Origin of the sequence: Kitasatospora sp. NBC_00374 (assembly GCF_041434935.1) — a bacterium.
Classification (GTDB): Bacteria; Actinomycetota; Actinomycetes; order Streptomycetales; family Streptomycetaceae; genus Kitasatospora.
This window is the reverse complement of sequence record NZ_CP107964.1, coordinates 4,492,324-4,507,887: the sequence shown is the minus strand read 5'-3', so window position 1 is coordinate 4,507,887 and position 15,564 is coordinate 4,492,324. Positions and strand designations below refer to the sequence as shown.

The following is a 15,564-nucleotide window of genomic DNA, read 5'->3' as shown; positions in this document are numbered from 1 at the left end:
CTGCGAAACCGGTCGAACCGGCTCCGAACTAGTCTTGCGCCGGAGACGACGCCAGTGTCCGGTGCCGGCATGCGAAGTGCCTTCGGTGATCTCCAGGATACTCCGGGCGGCCGGGCCGGAATCCCGCGCTGTGCGAGGCGCTGCGCGGCCAGGGCACCGGCCTCCCAGCCCCGGACGAGACCGCTGCCGAGGGGAGTCCTGTCCGGCTTTCCGTCGCCGGTCGCGCCCGTGTCGGCGAGACCCTGAGCCTCCGGACCAGTGGTCCGGAGGCTCAGGGCGGCGAATCCGACATTTCCGCGGCTGCTGTCCTGCCCTCAGGATTGCCGGTCCGACAGCACGCGACGATCAGCCCCTAGCCCTCGGCTAGTGCCGGCGGCCGACTCCACCGTCACGGCTCCTTCTCACCATGATGACGAGGAGTGAACCACCCGCGGCGAACAGAATCGCCGCCATGGCCGCGATACCCGTGACCGGGCTGTCTCCCGTCTGCGCAAGGCCGTGGGAAGGACCCTTGGACGGCGGGCCTGCCGAGGGCCTACTGGACGGAACACCCTGCGAGGGGCTCTGCGACGGCTGACCGTGGTCGTCGTTCCCCTGGTCGCCCTTCCCGTGATCGTCTCCACCATGGTCGTCTCCACCATGGTCGCCGCCGCCGTGACCGCCACCGCCGTGACCGCCACCCGGCCCGGCAGGCCCAGCAGGACCAGCGGGACCAGCCGGACCAGCGGGACCGGAGGGACCTGGGGCGCCGGGGGAACCGGGAGCACCGGGGGAACCGGGAGCACCGGGAGCACCCGAAGCGCCAGGAGCACCGGGGGAACCAGGGGCACCGGGAGCGCCGGGAGCACCCGAAGCGCCAGGAGCACCGGGGGAGCCAGGGGCACCCGGAGCACCCGAAGCGCCAGGAGCGCCAGGAGCACCGGGAGCACCGGGAGCGCCAGGAGCACCAGGAGCACCGGGAGCGCCGGGAGCGCCAGGAGCACCGGGAGCGCCAGGAGCACCGGGAGCACCAGGAGCACCCGCCGGGCCGCTAGGGCCGGGGGAGCCCGTAGGTCCGGGAGGCCCGCTCGGTCCGGGAGGACCAGGCGGACCGACGGTGCAGGCGGCCCGGGTAATGGTGTTGGTGTCCAGCGTGACCGCACCGTTCCGGGCCAGGGCCCGGCCCTCGATCACGGTGCCGGTCTGTGCCGCGATCGACGTGAGAGCAAGGATGTTGCCCTTGAAGAAGGAGTTGGTCCCGATGGTGGCCGAACTCCCCACCTGCCAGAACACATTGCAGGCCTGAGCGCCGTTGATGAGGCTGACGTTGCTCGCCGAACCCGTGATCAGGGTGGAGGCGATCTGGAAGATGAAGACGGCGCTGGGGTCGCCCTGGGCATCGAGCGTCACGGTGCCGTTGAGCGCCAGTGACGACGTGGACTTGTACACACCGGACGTCAGGGTCAGCCCGACGAGGTCCCCGGAGACGAGTGCCGTGGGCGCCCGGCCGGCGGCGTCGTTGTAGGCGATGACCAGATCGGACTGGGCCTGGAGGGCCTCGGCGTCGGCGACGTGCTGCACCCCGTTGAGAATTCCGGGCGGGAAGCCCGTCACCGACGAACCGGGGCTGAGGCCCAGATCGCCGTTGATGACGCTGGGGCCCGTGTTGGTGACCGTTGAACCGCCGAGGACCGCATAGCTGGTGTCGGTCCCCAGGGTCACCGGGGCCTCCGCCGCATGGGCAGGCTGCGAGATCAGCGTGGTTGTCGCCAGTAACGCCAGTCCGGGCACGAGGTAGAGGGCTTCCTTGAACCGGGTGCGTCTACGCCCGCTGTCGGGAGGGGCGGACAGGGTGGCATCCACTGCCATGGGACAAAGCCTTTCGTGTCGCCGTCGAACTCGGCCATCCATGGGGATTCCGAGTGGCTGTGGTGAGTTCCGATCAGACTCCATGCCCCGGTGATCACACCGACACCTATCGGGATTCGCCCCATGGCGGGGGCCACGAAGCGACTGCCTACCGGGTTTGTGATGAACCGTCACTCAACCGCGTACATACCAATGGCACCATAAGATCGAATGCTTTTTGAGAATCCAAATGAGTGGTGTCGCGGCCGAATTTCGACTGTTTCACCCATGTGCCTACGGCGCGTCGGCGGCCGCTCGCCGGGCGCGGGTGATCGCACATCGATCGCACACGATGGTGAAATACCTACGAATCGCCGCGTACGTCCGAGCCGGGGAACTGCCGCATCGTTTTTGCAGTTCGTGTCGTTGGGCCGAACATGAACACCCTGACCGATCTGCGTGGTGACTTGCCGACCGCTCCCGGGGACGGCGGCACCGGCCCGGTGGCCGAGCGCTGTCGCGCAGCGGGCGGCCTGGTCCGGACCTCGCTCGGCGAGCTGCGCCAGGAGCTCGGCTACGGGCGACTCGGCAGGCACGCCCTGGAGGAGGTCGCGGAGAGCCTGACCGCCGACGGGCTCGGCTGGTTCCCGGCCTGGCGGTTGTCGCCGAAGCAGAACGACGAGCCCCACAAGGAGCAGGAGTTGCGGGTGTACGCCCGGGATGGCGGCCTGCGGTGCCAGATCATCGGCGTCTGATCAAGGAGGCCGCACCGCAGCCAGGCCCTGGAGAATGCGCTGCCTGTCCTGCCTCAGCCGGCTGCCCGAGCAGCACTCAGGGCCCGCCGAACAACCAGACCCGTGCAGGTGAGAACACAGGTGAGCTCAGCAGCCCCAGGAGAATCGCCTTCCGCACCTCCATGGCGCGGAGCCTGACGATCGCCTCCCGGCGCGCGGCACCAGGACAGCAGGACGGGGAGAGCAGCAGGCCGGCGGGCAGCTGGCGCGGACGTGCCCGGGGCGCTGCCATGGGAGCCCCCTCCGGTCCCCCATGGCAGCGCCCCGGCGGTTCACCCGGTGTCAGTCGGCCAGCGGCAGGTAGACCCGGTTGCCCTGGGCGGCGAACTCCTCGGACTTGGCCTGCATGCCGGCCAGTGCCTCGGGTGCGTAGCCGGTGCCGTTGACGGCCGTGGAGCCCTCGCCGTGCTCGGCCCGGATCTGCTGCGAGATCTTCATCGAACAGAACTTCGGGCCGCACATGGAGCAGAAGTGCGCCGTCTTCGCGGGCTCCGCGGGGAGGGTCTCGTCGTGGAACTCGCGGGCCGTCTCCGGGTCGAGGGCCAGGTTGAACTGGTCCTCCCAGCGGAACTCGAAGCGGGCGTCGGAGAGTGCGTCGTCCCACTCCTGGGCGCCGGGGTGGCCCTTGGCCAGGTCCGCCGCGTGGGCGGCGATCTTGTAGGTGATGACGCCGGTCTTCACGTCGTCCCGGTTGGGCAGGCCCAGGTGCTCCTTGGGGGTGACGTAGCAGAGCATCGCGGTGCCCCACCAGGCGATCATCGCCGCGCCGATGCCCGAGGTGATGTGGTCGTAGCCGGGCGCGACGTCGGTGGTGAGCGGGCCGAGGGTGTAGAACGGCGCCTCGTCGCAGATCTCCCGCTGGAGGTCCATGTTCTCGCGGATCTTGTTCATCGGGACGTGACCCGGGCCCTCGATCATCACCTGGACGTTCCTGTCCCGGGCGATCCGGCCGAGCTCGCCGAGCGTCTGGAGCTCGGAGAACTGGGCGTCGTCGTTGGCGTCCGCGATCGAGCCGGGCCGCAGGCCGTCACCGAGCGAGAAGGTGACGTCGTACGCGGCGAGGATGTCGCAGAGCTCCTCGAAGTTGGTGTAGAGGAAGTTCTCCTGGTGGTGCGCCAGGCACCAGGCCGCCATGATCGAGCCGCCGCGCGAGACGATGCCGGTCTTGCGACGGGCCGTCAGCGGGACGTACCGCAGCAGCACGCCCGCGTGGACGGTCATGTAGTCGACGCCCTGCTCGCACTGCTCGATGACGGTGTCGCGGTAGACCTCCCAGCTCAGCTCCTCGGCCTTGCCGTCGACCTTCTCCAGGGCCTGGTAGAGCGGCACGGTGCCGATCGGCACGGGGGAGTTGCGCAGGATCCACTCGCGGGTGGTGTGGATGTTGCGGCCGGTGGAGAGGTCCATGACGGTGTCGGCGCCCCAGCGGGTGGCCCAGGTCATCTTCTCCACCTCCTCCTCGATGGAGGAGGTGACCGCGGAGTTGCCGATGTTGGCGTTGATCTTCACCAGGAAGTTGGTGCCGATGATGGCCGGCTCCACCTCGGGGTGGTTCACGTTGACCGGGATGACGGCGCGGCCACGGGCCACCTCGTCCCGGACGAAGTCCGGCTCCAGGCCCTCGCGCAGGGCCACGAACTCCATCTCCGGGGTGATCACACCCTGCCTCGCGTAGGCGAGTTGGGTGACCGCGGCGCCGTCGCGGCCCCGCAGCGGGCGGCGCGGCCGGCCGGGGAAGACCGCGTCCAGGTTGCGGAGGTTCCCGCCGCGCGGCGAGGTGTGCTTGATCCCGTCGTCCTCGGGGCGGGCCTCGCGGCCGTCGTACTCCTCGACGTCGCCGCGCTGGCGGATCCACGGGTCGCGCAGCGCCGGCAGGCCGCGGCGCACGTCGGGCTCGTAGGCCGCGTCGGTGTACGGCCCGGAGGTGTCGTAGAGCGGGACGGTGCGGCCGTTGGTGAGGTGGACCTCGCGGTACGGGACCCGCAGGTCGGGCCGGGATCCCTCCAGGTAGGCCTTGCGCCAGGCCGGGGTCGGGTAGCCGGTGGCCGCGCTGCTGACCGGGGCGGCCGTGCTGCGGGCAGACTTCTGCTGTGCATCAAAGACGGTCATCTGACCTTCTACTCCCTACGCCGGCATTATCCGGTCCAGGTTCCTGCGGTCGGCGCAGCGGTCGGCACGTCCTCGACGTGACCGTTCAGCGCCCTCTCAGCCCGGTGCTCCGAGCTCCCGTGTCCGCAGGCGGTTTGCCTGCGTAAGACGTCCAACACCGTAGCGGGCCGATCCGCCCAGGTCCAGACAGGTTCCGGACAGTGGACGCGGTGGCAGACTGGCCGGATGGTCGGGCTGACGGGGCGGGTGACGGGCAGGATCGGGGCCGGGCTGGTCGGCGAGGTGCTGATCCATGTGCCCGAACGGCAGGGGACGGAGGCCTTTCTCGCGTACCTGGCGGTGCCGGGCGAGCCGCTGGCGCCGGGGACACCCGTCGTGGTGCTGGAGTACCAGCCGCCGCGCACGGTCTACGTCGGCCCGGCGTACGGGTGACACCGCCGCCCGGACGCCGACCACCCGGACGCGACCGCCGCCCCTGACGCCGACCGCCGCCACCCTGCCGCGCACGCCGCCGTCTTGACGCAATCTTGACGCCCCTGATGCGCAATCAGGACGCCCGAGCCTTCCCAAGCGATCACAGCAGGCGAAGAATCTGCTGCTGCCACCGCGTTCCGCGCCGTCCTGCACATCAGAGCGCAGCCACGGAGCCGGTGCGCTTCGAAGGGGGAAAGCCGATGCTCATCGGCATCGCGGGGGCCGTGGCGGCCTCCATCGTCGTTCTGATCGTGCTCTTCAAACTGATGTGGCGGGTGGCGGAGCCGAACGAGGCGCTGGTCATCTCGGGCTCCACGCACCGCACCGAGGGCCTCGCCGACGGGCTGGGCTTCCGGATCGTCACCGGCCGGGGCACCTTCGTGGTGCCGGGCGTGCAGGTGGTGCGCAAGCTGTCGCTGGACCTGAACGAGGCCGAGCTGGACGTCGAGTGTGTGACGTCGCAGGGTATTCCGGTGCACGTCAAGGGCGTTGTGATCTTCAAGGTGGGCGACGACACGGTGTCGATCGCCAACGCCGCCCGGCGCTTCCTGGACCAGCAGAAGATGATGGGCCAGCGGGTGCACAACGTGTTCGCGGGCCATCTGCGGTCGATCGTCGGCGGGTTGACCGTCGAGGACATGATCCGCGACCGGGAGCGGCTGACCGGGGAGACCCGGGCCGCGTCCGGTTCCGAGATGGAGAAGCTCGGCCTGATCATCGACTCGCTGCAGATCCAGGAGATCCTGGACCCGACCGGCTACATCACCAACCTGGCCGCCCCGCACGCGGCCGCCGTCCAGCGGGACGCCCGGATCGCGGCCGCGGAGGCGGACCGCCGGGCCACCGAGGCGGAGCAGGAGGCGTTCGCCCGCAAGGCCGAGGCGACCCGTAACTCCGGTATCCAGCAGGCCGGTTACCAGGCCGAGATGGAGACCGCGACGGCCCGCGCGATGCAGGCGGGACCGCTGGCGCAGGCCGCCGCCCGGCAGGAGGTCGTGGTCCAGGAGACCAAGGTCGCCGAGCTGGAGGCGCACCGCAAGGAGCAGCAGCTGCAGGCGGACGTCCGCAAGCCGGCCGACGCCCGCGCGTACGAGACCAGGACCAAGGCCGAGGCGGACCGTGACGCCCGGATCTCGGCCGCCGAGGCGCTGGCGCGGGAGACCGAGCTGAAAGCGGGTGCCGAGGCGAACCGGGTGAAGGTGGCGGCCACCGCCGAGGCGGAGGCGACCAGGGCCCGCGGTCTGGCGGCGGCCGAGGCGACCAAGGCGACCGGTCTGGCGGAGGCCGCCTCCGCGGAGGCGAAGGGCCTGGCGCAGGCCGAGGCGGCCCGGGCGCTCGGTCTGGCCGAGGCGGAGGCCATCAAGGCCCGGGCCGCGGCCCTCGCGGAGAACCAGGAAGCCGTGGTGGCCCAGCAGTTGGCCGAGAACTGGCCGGAGATCGTCCGGGCCGGCGCGGAGGCCTTCGGCAACGTCGAGCACATGATCCTGCTCAACGGCGCGGACGGGATGTCGGACATGTTCGCCAAGGCGCTGACCATGGGCGGCACCGGGCTGGGCCTGGCCCGGCAGCTGCTGAGCGCGATGAACGCGCCGAAGGCCCCGGCGGACGAGGAGCGGCCGGCCGGCGGAAAGCCGGTGGTCGGCCTGCCGATCCCGGTGCAGGAGGGCTGACACGGGTGCGCCCGCCCGTCGGGGAGACGGGCGGGCGCACTGCGGGCGGGCGCACTGCGGGCGGGCGCACTGCGGGCGGTTCGGGAGGTTCAGGTGGCCTCGGAGGCTCAGGCGGCCTCGGCGACGACCCGCTCGGCCATCCGCCCGGCGAAGACGTTGCCGACCAGGACCCCCAGGCCGATCGCGGCGACCAGCAGGACGGTGCTCAGCCAGACCATGGTCTCCACCGGCACGGTGTACGCCAGCACCACCTTGGCGGCGCACTCGGTGACCAGCACGGTGCCCCAGGCCAGCGAGAAGTTGCGCTCGTCGCGGCGGAAGGCGGCCGAGCCGGCCATCAGCCGGTCCCAGGCGGCGGACCGGGCCGCGTCGCCCTTGACGAGGAAGGGCCGCAGGCCGGCCGTCATGAGCGGGCGGCCGAGCAGCGCCGTGACGATCATCGAGCCGCCGATCACGCTGCTGACCGCGCCGTCCTTGGCGACCATCAGCCTGGGGTCGCCGGCGACGGCGGACAGCGCGATGCCGACCACGTTCACCACCAGCATCACCAGGGCGAGGGTGTTGACCGAACGGTCCCGGACCAGCCCGGCGACCGTGCGGACGACCGGGACGGCGCTGGAGAGGGTCAGCGAGGCGACCAGGCCGAGGCCGAACAGCGAGTGTGCCGCGTAGTAGACGCCGAGCGGCACCGCCACGTCGACGGCCAGCGGCCGGAGGGCGGCGGCCGCCCCGGAGGTGTTCTGCTCGGTCTTCGCGCTGGTGGTGATGGTGGCCATGGTCCCGCTCCCCGTCCGTGCCGGTCGCTCTCTGCGATGTCTCAAGGTTCCCGTCCGGCGGGGGTCGTGCGGCAGTGTCGGCTGTGCGGGAAAGCGCATGACGGATGTCATGGCCGGGGCCGATCGCCTGTCACTGATGAGTACGGGTACTCAGGCCCGGCACTGCGGTGACCGGCCAGGATGATGGCCATGGACCTCCATATACCGCGGGTCGGCATCACCGCCGTGGGCGCCTGTCTGCCCGCCCAGGTGCTGACCTCTCAGCAGCTCCAGGACGAGGTGGCGGGCGGCAGTGGCCTCCGGCTGCCCGGCGGGATGTTCGAGAAGGCCACCGGCATCCGCACCCGGCACTTCGCCGCCGACGGCGAGTACGCCTCCACGCTGGCCCTGGGCGCGGCCCGCCGGGCGCTGCACAGCGCCGGCCTCGACCCGCTGGACATCGACCTGCTGCTGTTCGCCTCGGCGACCCGGGACGTCTGCGAGCCCGCCACCGCCCACCTGGTGCAGGCCGAACTCGGGTCCCGCGCGCATGCGTTCGACATCTCCAACGCCTGCAACAGCTTCCTGAACGGCATCGACACCGCCCGCGCGATGATCCTGGCCGGGCGGGCCCGCCGGGCGCTGGTGGTGACCGGCGAGACACCCAGCCGGGCGATGCGGCGCGACCCCGGCGGGCTGGCGGAGTTCCGGGCGGGATTCGCCGGCTACACCTTCGGCGACGCGGGAGCGGCCGTGGTCGTGGAGGCGGTGGAGCGCGGCGGCATCCTGGACATCGAGACCGAGACCGCCTCCGAGCACTGGGAGGTCGGCGGCATCCCGGGCGGCGGCTCGCGCCACCCGCGCGGCGACGAGTACAGCTACTTCCGGGGCGGCGGCAAGGAGTTGCGCGGCGTCTTCGAGAAGATCGGCGGCGACATCCTGACCAGGGTGGCGGCCCGTACCGGCCTCGGCTGGGACGCGTACGCCCGGGTGCTGGTGCACCAGGTGACGCTGCCCTACCTGGAGCGCTTCGTGGAGCTGACCGGCGTGCCGGCCGAGAAGCTGGTGGTCACCGTGGACCGGCTGGGCAACCTGGCCAGCGCCACCCTGGGCGTCCAACTGGAGCAAATCCGAGCCGAGTTGACGCCGGGCGAGCGGGTGCTGCTGGTCGGACTCGGCGGCGGGGTCAGTCTGATGACGATGGTCTGGGAGGTGTCGTGACCGAGCTGTGGGTGGTGATCCCGGCCTACCAGGAGGAGGCCCGGATCGAGGGCGCGCTGCGGGCCCTGGCCGCCCAGCGGGACCGGGACTTCACCCTGCTGGTGGTCGACAACGACTCCGCCGACGGCACCGTCGACAAGGTCCGCGCCTTCGCCGAACGGGCTCCGTTCCCGGTGCGGGTGCTGGTCGAGACGGAGAAGGGCGTCGGCTGCGCCGTCGACACGGGCTTCCGGCACGCCATCGCACACGGCGCCGCGCTCCTGGCCCGCACCGACGCCGACTGCCTGCCGCAGCCCGGCTGGACGGCCGCCGCCCGGGCCGGGATGCTCGCCTCCCGCGGCCTGGTCTGCGGGCACATCACCGCCCGGCACGACGAGCACGGCCCGCTCGGCCGCACCGTCTTCCGCGTCCTGGTCGCCCTCGGCGCCGCCTTCGGCCGGATCCGCCCGGCGCACCGCCGCCGGCACGGGTACCTGGTGCCGTACCGGATGCACGCGGGCAACAACATGGCGATCACCGCCGAGCTGTACCAGGCGGTCGGCGGCATGCCGCGCCGCCCGTCGCCGACCGACCGGATGTTCATCAACAGCGTCCGCCGCCACACCACCGCGATCGTGCACCGCCGGGACATGGTGGTGCAGAACTCCACCCGCCGGATCCGCGCCTACGGCGTGCTCGGCACCGCCCGCTGGTACCTGGAGCGCGGCGCCGGCGCGCGCGGCGTCGACCCCCGCTGAGGAGGCACACCACCGTGCTGGACCGGCTCGAACGCACCCTGCGCCAGGGCGCCGACCGCCCCGCCGTGCTCGGCTGCACCCGCGGCGGAGCGGTCACCGTCAAAGCCCGCTGCGGCGAACTCGCCGACCTGGCCGACGGCTACGCCGCCGCGCTGCACCACCGGTACGGCCTGCGCCCCGGGGACACCCTGGGCGTGGCCGTCCGGCCCGGCCCACGCGCGCTGGCCGTGATGCTGGCCGCACACCGGCTCGGCCTGCGGGCCGCCGTCCTCGACCCGCAGGCCGGGCCCGACGTGCTGCTCGCCCGGCTGGCGCTGGCCAGGCCCGCGCTGGTGCTGGCCGACGCCGCCGCCCAGGCGGTGGCCGGCTGGGCCGGGCCGCTCGCCCGCCGGGCCCACCTCGCGCTGCCGCCGCTGGCCGAGCTCGGCCCGGTCGCCACCGTCGGCCCGCGCCGGCCGGGCTGTGCCCCCGTGCTGGCCGGCGGCGGGGGCACCCCGCCGCCGGGGTACGACGGCGACGGGGACGCCGTGATCGTCTTCACCTCGGGCACCACCTCCGCGCCCCGCGCCGTGGTGCACACCCGCGCCGGACTGGCCGCGGGGATGCGCACCGTGGACGGGCTGGTCCGCCCGCAGCCCGGCGCCGCCGTCCTCGGCGGCACCTTCTTCGTCCTGGTCCCCGCGCTGGCCGCCGGGGCCACGGTCGCCCTGCCGGCCCGCTCGCCGAAGGTGCTGGACCGCCAGCTGGCCCGGCTGCGCCCCGACGAGACCTACCTGACCCCGCCGCAACTGCGCGACGTCGGCGCCTTCACCGGCCGGGTGTGGACCGGCTCGGCCCCGGCGAGCGCGGAACTCCTGGCCCGGGTCAAGCGGTTGGGGGCGCGCGAGGCCTGGGGGGTGTACGCGCTCACCGAACTGTTCCCGGCGGCGGCCGTCGAGGAGTCCGAGAAGTCCGCGTTCACACCGGACGGGGACCTGCTCGGCCACCCGCTGCCCGGCGTCGCCACCCGGCTGACCGAGACCGGGGAGCTCCTGCTGAGCGGTCCCGGCGCCCGGGACCGCTACCTGGGCGAGCAGCCCGACCCCTGGGTCCGGACCGGGGACCGCGCCCGGCTCACCGCCGACGGCCGGATCGTGCTGGCCGGCCGCTGCAAGGACATGGTGCTGCGCCGGGCCGAGAACATCTACCCGGGCCTGTACGAGCCGGCGCTCCACCTGCCCGGCGTGGACCTGGCCGTCCTGGTCGGCGTGCCCGCCGGGGACGGCGACGAACGGCTGGTCGCCCTGGTCCAGCCGCAGCCCGGCGCCGACCGCCGCCGGCTGCGGACCGCGCTGCAGGCCCCGCTGGAGCGGATGGGCAGCGCCCGCCCGGACGCCCTGCTGTTCGCCGACATCCCGCTCGCGGGCCGCTCCCGCAAGCCCGACCGGGCCGCCGCGGCCCGGCTGTGCGCCAGGGAGCTGAGCCTGCGATGAGCACCGCCACCGCCCGCCGCCTGGACCGCCGGGTGTACCTGCGCAGCCATCCGGTGCTGTTCGCGCTGCTCTGCGCGACCCGCCGCCGCCCGGTGCTCCGGCTCGGCCGGACGGTGCTGGTGCACGACCCCGAGGTGTACCGCGAGGTGCTGACCCGGGTGCCGCTGGACCGCACCGCCGAGGGCACCACCGGCGGCGCCGCGGCCGGACTGACCGACGGCGGGCTGCTCTTCGACCAGGACGGTGAGGCGCACCGGGCCGCCCGGCGGGCCCTCGCCGAGCGGCTCGGCAGCCACGGCGTCCAGCGGCTGCGCCCGGTGTGGCAGCAGGTGCTGGAGCATCGCCTCGCCGACCTCACCGGGCCGCTCGACCTCGTCCCGGTCGTCCGGGAGCTCGCCGGGGCGACCGCCGCCGCCCTGACCGGATCCACCGCGGCGCCGACGGTGCTGGCCCGGGCCGCGTCCGAGGCGGCGTCGGCGGCGGCCGGCGACCACCTGCCGAGCCTGTTCCCCCGCCGCCGGGCCGGCGCCGACGCGGCCGCGAGCCTCACCGCCCTGCTGCCCGACCCGCTGGACGCCATGGTCGCGGTCGCCGCCGTCAACACCACGGTGGCCGCCCTGCCCCGGGCCGCCGCCTGGTGCGCCCGGGCCGGCCTGTGGCCGCAGGTGTCCCCCGAACTCGCCGCGGAACTCCTGCGGTTGACGGCGCCCTCGCCGATCCTGCCGCGGGTGGCGGCGGCCGACGCCGAGGTGGCGGGCTGCCCGCTCCGCCGGGGCGACCGGCTGGTGCTGGTCGCCCGCCACGCGGCCGAGGCACACCGTGCGGTGCCCGGGCAGCCGGCCGCCGCCGCGCAGGCGGTCTTCGGCGCAGGCCCGCACGCCTGCCCGGGCGCGCGGCTCGCCCGGGTCCAGCTCACCGACTTCCTGACCGCGCTGGCCCCGTACCGCCCGGCGGTGCTGCGAGCCCGGGTGGACCGGCACTCGGCCCTGCCCGGGTACGCCGCACTGCTGGTCGGAACGGTCCCAAGGGGGTGAGGGCCGTGCGGATCGCCGTCACCGGCGCGAGCGGCTTCTGCGGCGGGTACGTGGCCCGGGCCGCCGCGGCGAGCGGGGCCGAGGTGCTCTGCGTGGGGCGCCGCCCCGGCCCGGTCGGCCGCCACCTGCCCTGGGACGCGTCCCGCGCGGCGCCCGACCTGGGCGCCGCCGACGTGGTGGTGCACTGCGCGGCCGCCGTCGGCGACCACCCGCCCGGCTCCCCCGCCGAGGCCGAGCAGTACGCCGTGAACGTCGACGGCACGGCGCGGCTGCTGGCGGCCGCCGCCGGCCGGCCGGTGGTCTGGGTCAGCAGCGCCAGCGTCTACGACCCCCGGACCGGCGGCTCGCCGATCCGGGAGGACCAGCCGACCGCGGCCGGACACCTCAACGGGTACGGCCGCAGCAAGGCGCTCGGCGAGCGGCTCGCGCTGGCGGCCGGCGCGGTGGTGCTGCGCCCGCGCGCGGTCTACGGGCTCGGGGATCCGCATCTGGTGCCGCGGCTGCTGTCCCGGGTCCGGGCCGGGGTGCTGCTGCTGCCGGGCCGCGACGTGCCGCTCAGCCTGACGGCGGTGGAGAACCTGGCCGAGGCCTGCCTGGCGGCGCCCGGCTGGCCGCCGGGGGCGTACAACATCACCGACGGCCGGCCGTACCTGCGCGACGAGGTGCTGCGCCGGGTGCTGCGGGCGTACGGCGTGCGGGCGCGGATCGCCCATGTGCCGCTGCCGCTGGCCCGGTTGGCGCGCTCGGCGGAGCTGACCCCGTACGCGCTGGACCAGTTGGCGCGCAGCGTGGTGCTGGACACCGCGAAGGCCCGCGGCCAGGGCTGGGTGCCGGGGCACGACCTCGACGGCCTGCTGACGGCGGTGGGCGCCCGCACCCCCTGAGGGAGTGCGGGCGCCCGGTGGTCCGTCAGCTCTTGGCGGCCTTCTTCACCAGGATCACCACGGCGGCGGCGACGCCGACCACGACCAGGACCTTGAGCAGCAGGGCGATCAGCGTGCCGACCACGCCGACGACGAACCAGATCAGGTTCCAGGCCAGCACCAGCACCAGGATCGGGACGACGATGTTGCGCACCCACGAGGGCAGCGACTTCCAGAGCTCGGCCATGTCTGTTCCTTCTCTCCCCTCGGGCTCGGCGTCGGTCTCGTTCCGCCGCTCTTCCCGGTAGCTTTCGATATCTCGATCGTAGGCGGCGGCATCTGCGGAAACGAGGTCTCCCGTCCCCGAGAGAACCCGGAGATCACCCCGAGCCGGGGTCTCGGGGCCGTCCCCGAAACCCCGGCCCGGCGGGTGGCGCAGCCGCGGTCAGACCGGCCAGGTCTCGCCGCGCCAGGCGGCGTCCCAGAACATCCACTCGTAGCGCGAGGTGGTGGTGAAGTGCTCGACCATCCGTCGGCGTTCGGCCGGGGAGATCTCCTCGCCGAGCCGGTCGGTGAGCGCGAGCACCCGCCGCACCACCGCCTGGAACGCCTCGTCGCCGTAGGTGGCGATCCACTTGGCGTACAGCGGGTCGGGGGAGGACGCGGCGAGCAGCCGCTCGCCGACCCGGGCGTAGATCCAGTAACAGGGCAGCACGGCGGCGACCGCCTCGGCGAACGATCCGCCGTACACGGTCGCCAGCAGGTAGCTGGTGTACGCGCGGGTGGTCGGCAGGACGGGCTCCGCGGCGGCCTGTTCGGCGCTCTCGCCGAAGGCGGTGAGGAACTCGGCGTGCATGCCCTGCTCGGCGGCGATCGCTCCGACCGCGTCGTCGGCGAAGGCCTGCACGTCCTCCTCCGAGGGCGCCTTGGCGGCGCAGACCGCCAGCGCCCGGGCGTAGTCCCGCAGGTAGTGCGAGTCCTGGACGACGAAGTGCCGGAAGGCCTCGCGCGGCAGGGTGCCGTCGGTGAGGCCGCCGATGAAGGGGTGGTCGAGGATCTCCGCGTGGATCGGCTCGATGGCCGCCCAGAGTTCGTCGGTGAGTGCCACTGCTGTTCTGCTCCCTCCCCGACCCGGGCTGCGGTCCTGCCGCGCCACGGCCAGGTTCTGGCGGTCGGCGCAGCGTCGGCCGGCCGGCCGTCAGCGCCCTCTCAGCCCGCTGCTGCGGGCTCCCGCGGTGTTCGAGTACCTGGCGGCGACCCTACCCGGCGGGGTTCGCGCGCCGTCCCCGGTGGTCAGTCCTCGGGCGGCGAGAAGACCACCAGGACGCGCAGTTCCTCGGTGATGTCGTGGAAGCGGTGCGGCACCCCGGCGGGGACGTACACGACGCTGCCCCGGCCGACGGTGGTGGTCTCGTCGCCGACGGTCAGCCGGGCCCGGCCGCTGACGACCTGGTAGATCTCGTCCTGGGCGTGCGGGGTCTGCGGGTCGGTGTCACCGGGGGAGAGCGCGAACAGGCCGGCCGAGATGTTCCGCTCCTTCAGGAACCGCAGGTAGGCGCCCCGCCCCCGGGCGCGCTCGGCCTCCAGGTCGTCCAGCCGGAAGACTCTCACCGTTCTCCTTCCTCGGCCGGGCGGGATGTCGAAATCCAGCCCCGCCCGGAGCTTCCCTGGCGCGCGGCGGCCTGCCACCATCGCCAGTCATGAAGAGTTTCGCGATCAAAACCCTCATCAACGCGGCGGCCATCTGGGTGGCCGCCTGGATCGTCGACGGGATCACCCTGACGGGGAACGACTGGTGGCACAAGACGATCACGGTGATCGCGGTCGCCCTGATCTTCGGCGTGGTGAACTTCCTGATCAAGCCGCTGGTCAAGCTGCTCTCGCTGCCGCTGTTCATCCTGACCCTGGGCCTGATCACCTTCGTGATCAACGCGCTGATGCTCTGGCTCACCTCCTGGGCCTCGGACAAGCTCGACCTGAACTTCCACGTCTCGGGCTTCTGGTCGGCACTGTTCGGCGCCCTGATCATCAGCATCGTCTCGTGGGGCCTCAGCCTGGCCCTCGGCGACGACTGACGCCGCGCGCGGCCGGCCCACCGGCGGATCGGCTCCGGCAGCGGGCCCGGCCCGGTCGCGGGCCCGGCACGCGGGCCGGCACGCGGGAGTGCGCTCAGCCGGCGTTCTCGCACCCCGGCGCCGCCAGGATGCTGGCGAGCTGCGCGTCCAGGTCGCCGGCCGCGGTCTCCTCGCCCATCGCCACCAGTCGGTCGGTGCGCGCCAGGAAGTCGATCAGCGCCGGCGTGCCGGCGCGCAGCACGGCGGCGCCCTCCGGCGAGTGCAGCACGATGCGGACCTCGGAGAGCTCCGCCCCGACGGGGTGGATCCGGACGTCCCCCTCGCCGCTGGGGCGGCTGATGCCGTCGACCACCAGCTCGCGCGCGAACACCCAGCCGACCGGGTCGCCGCCGGGCAGATGGAAGGTGAAGCGGACCGCGAAGGGGTCGGCCGCGTCGTACTCCAGGTCGACCATGATGCGGAAGGAGAGCTCGTTCGAGACCACGAGGTGCATGACCATGTGGCCCTGGACTGTGCTGTGCATGCGCCGGTAC

The 15,564-nt window shown here is 73.3% G+C and carries 16 protein-coding genes and 1 riboswitch; of the genes, 9 read left to right on the top strand and 7 right to left on the bottom strand.

The window, feature by feature from the left end:
- Window positions 1-363: 363 nt before the first annotated feature.
- Entirely contained in the window at window positions 364-1,848 is a 1,485-nt protein-coding gene (locus tag OG871_RS20275) for an ice-binding family protein (RefSeq protein ID WP_371498374.1), read from the bottom strand.
- A gap of 416 nt (window positions 1,849-2,264) precedes the next feature.
- Between OG871_RS20275 and OG871_RS20270 the strand changes: the two genes are divergently transcribed.
- The gene (locus tag OG871_RS20270; protein ID WP_371498373.1) at window positions 2,265-2,582 is read left to right on the top strand and encodes a hypothetical protein; all 318 of its coding nucleotides are present in this window, start codon (window positions 2,265-2,267) and stop codon (window positions 2,580-2,582) included.
- 321 nt (window positions 2,583-2,903) lie between these two features.
- Here OG871_RS20270 and thiC read toward each other — a convergent pair whose 3' ends face one another.
- Window positions 2,904-4,730 (bottom strand): phosphomethylpyrimidine synthase ThiC, encoded by a 1,827-nt coding sequence (thiC, locus tag OG871_RS20265; RefSeq protein WP_371498372.1) that lies wholly within the window; start codon window positions 4,728-4,730, stop codon window positions 2,904-2,906.
- Window positions 4,726-4,861, bottom strand: a riboswitch (TPP riboswitch). (Overlaps the previous gene by 5 nt.)
- A 94-nt stretch (window positions 4,862-4,955) precedes the next feature.
- Here thiC and OG871_RS20260 point away from each other — a divergent pair.
- Window positions 4,956-5,162: a hypothetical protein gene (locus OG871_RS20260; RefSeq protein WP_371498371.1), complete on the top strand. Its 207-nt coding sequence runs from the start codon at window positions 4,956-4,958 to the stop codon at window positions 5,160-5,162.
- A 242-nt stretch (window positions 5,163-5,404) separates the two neighbouring features.
- Entirely contained in the window at window positions 5,405-6,874 is a 1,470-nt protein-coding gene (locus OG871_RS20255) for a flotillin family protein (protein WP_371498370.1), read from the top strand.
- A 107-nt stretch (window positions 6,875-6,981) separates the two neighbouring features.
- Here the strand turns inward: OG871_RS20255 and OG871_RS20250 are convergent, their stop codons facing one another.
- Window positions 6,982-7,650, bottom strand: a complete 669-nt coding sequence (locus OG871_RS20250) for a VC0807 family protein (RefSeq protein WP_371498369.1) — start codon at window positions 7,648-7,650, stop codon at window positions 6,982-6,984.
- Between the two features lie 189 nt (window positions 7,651-7,839).
- Between OG871_RS20250 and OG871_RS20245 the strand changes: the two genes are divergently transcribed.
- Genes OG871_RS20245 through OG871_RS20225 form a run of 5 tightly spaced genes read left to right on the top strand, consistent with a single transcriptional unit; the run spans window position 7,840 to window position 12,977 of the window.
- Window positions 7,840-8,850, top strand: a complete 1,011-nt coding sequence (locus tag OG871_RS20245; RefSeq protein WP_371498368.1) for a 3-oxoacyl-ACP synthase III family protein — start codon at window positions 7,840-7,842, stop codon at window positions 8,848-8,850.
- Window positions 8,847-9,587 (top strand): glycosyltransferase family A protein, encoded by a 741-nt coding sequence (locus OG871_RS20240; protein WP_371498367.1) that lies wholly within the window; start codon window positions 8,847-8,849, stop codon window positions 9,585-9,587. The genes OG871_RS20245 and OG871_RS20240 overlap by 4 nt, the downstream gene beginning before the upstream one ends.
- Window positions 9,588-9,601: 14 nt before the next feature.
- Window positions 9,602-11,059 carry a class I adenylate-forming enzyme family protein gene (locus OG871_RS20235; protein WP_371498366.1) on the top strand — a complete coding sequence of 486 codons (1,458 nt, stop codon included), beginning with the start codon at window positions 9,602-9,604 and terminating at the stop codon, window positions 11,057-11,059.
- Window positions 11,056-12,093, top strand: coding sequence for a cytochrome P450 (locus tag OG871_RS20230; RefSeq protein ID WP_371498365.1), 1,038 nt, complete (start codon window positions 11,056-11,058; stop codon window positions 12,091-12,093). Before OG871_RS20235 ends, OG871_RS20230 begins: the two co-directional genes overlap by 4 nt.
- 5 nt (window positions 12,094-12,098) lie before the next feature.
- Complete coding sequence (locus OG871_RS20225) at window positions 12,099-12,977, top strand: NAD-dependent epimerase/dehydratase family protein (RefSeq protein WP_371498364.1); 879 nt, start codon at window positions 12,099-12,101, stop codon at window positions 12,975-12,977.
- A 25-nt stretch (window positions 12,978-13,002) separates the two neighbouring features.
- On the opposite strand, the gene OG871_RS20220 is transcribed toward OG871_RS20225, so the two are convergent.
- The 3 genes from OG871_RS20220 to OG871_RS20210 form a co-directional block, all read right to left on the bottom strand.
- Window positions 13,003-13,203 carry a DUF5326 family protein gene (locus tag OG871_RS20220; protein WP_363636447.1) on the bottom strand — a complete coding sequence of 67 codons (201 nt, stop codon included), beginning with the start codon at window positions 13,201-13,203 and terminating at the stop codon, window positions 13,003-13,005.
- A gap of 198 nt (window positions 13,204-13,401) precedes the next feature.
- The gene (gene tenA / locus OG871_RS20215) at window positions 13,402-14,064 is read right to left on the bottom strand and encodes a thiaminase II (RefSeq protein WP_371498363.1); all 663 of its coding nucleotides are present in this window, start codon (window positions 14,062-14,064) and stop codon (window positions 13,402-13,404) included.
- 185 nt (window positions 14,065-14,249) lie between these two features.
- Complete coding sequence (locus OG871_RS20210; protein WP_371498362.1) at window positions 14,250-14,567, bottom strand: cupin domain-containing protein; 318 nt, start codon at window positions 14,565-14,567, stop codon at window positions 14,250-14,252.
- 89 nt (window positions 14,568-14,656) lie between these two features.
- On the opposite strand from OG871_RS20210, the gene OG871_RS20205 reads away from it, so the two are divergent.
- Entirely contained in the window at window positions 14,657-15,031 is a 375-nt protein-coding gene (locus tag OG871_RS20205; RefSeq protein ID WP_371498361.1) for a phage holin family protein, read from the top strand.
- A gap of 94 nt (window positions 15,032-15,125) precedes the next feature.
- Here the strand turns inward: OG871_RS20205 and OG871_RS20200 are convergent, their stop codons facing one another.
- Entirely contained in the window at window positions 15,126-15,554 is a 429-nt protein-coding gene (locus OG871_RS20200) for an SsgA family sporulation/cell division regulator (protein WP_371498360.1), read from the bottom strand.
- Window positions 15,555-15,564: the final 10 nt, after the last annotated feature.

What these genes read in the sequence shown, in the direction of transcription:
- OG871_RS20205 (WP_371498361.1), top strand. Translation starts at nt 14,657, where the DNA reads ATGAAGAGTTTCGCGATCAAAACCCTCATCAACGCGGCGGCCATCTGG.
- OG871_RS20245 (WP_371498368.1), top strand. Translation starts at nt 7,840, where the DNA reads ATGGACCTCCATATACCGCGGGTCGGCATCACCGCCGTGGGCGCCTGT.
- OG871_RS20230 (WP_371498365.1), top strand. Translation starts at nt 11,056, where the DNA reads ATGAGCACCGCCACCGCCCGCCGCCTGGACCGCCGGGTGTACCTGCGC.
- thiC (WP_371498372.1), bottom strand. Translation starts at nt 4,730, where the DNA reads ATGACCGTCTTTGATGCACAGCAGAAGTCTGCCCGCAGCACGGCCGCC.
- OG871_RS20220 (WP_363636447.1), bottom strand. Translation starts at nt 13,203, where the DNA reads ATGGCCGAGCTCTGGAAGTCGCTGCCCTCGTGGGTGCGCAACATCGTC.
- OG871_RS20200 (WP_371498360.1), bottom strand. Translation starts at nt 15,554, where the DNA reads ATGCACAGCACAGTCCAGGGCCACATGGTCATGCACCTCGTGGTCTCG.
- OG871_RS20260 (WP_371498371.1), top strand. Translation starts at nt 4,956, where the DNA reads ATGGTCGGGCTGACGGGGCGGGTGACGGGCAGGATCGGGGCCGGGCTG.
- OG871_RS20275 (WP_371498374.1), bottom strand. Translation starts at nt 1,848, where the DNA reads ATGGCAGTGGATGCCACCCTGTCCGCCCCTCCCGACAGCGGGCGTAGA.
- OG871_RS20270 (WP_371498373.1), top strand. Translation starts at nt 2,265, where the DNA reads ATGAACACCCTGACCGATCTGCGTGGTGACTTGCCGACCGCTCCCGGG.
- OG871_RS20250 (WP_371498369.1), bottom strand. Translation starts at nt 7,650, where the DNA reads ATGGCCACCATCACCACCAGCGCGAAGACCGAGCAGAACACCTCCGGG.
- OG871_RS20255 (WP_371498370.1), top strand. Translation starts at nt 5,405, where the DNA reads ATGCTCATCGGCATCGCGGGGGCCGTGGCGGCCTCCATCGTCGTTCTG.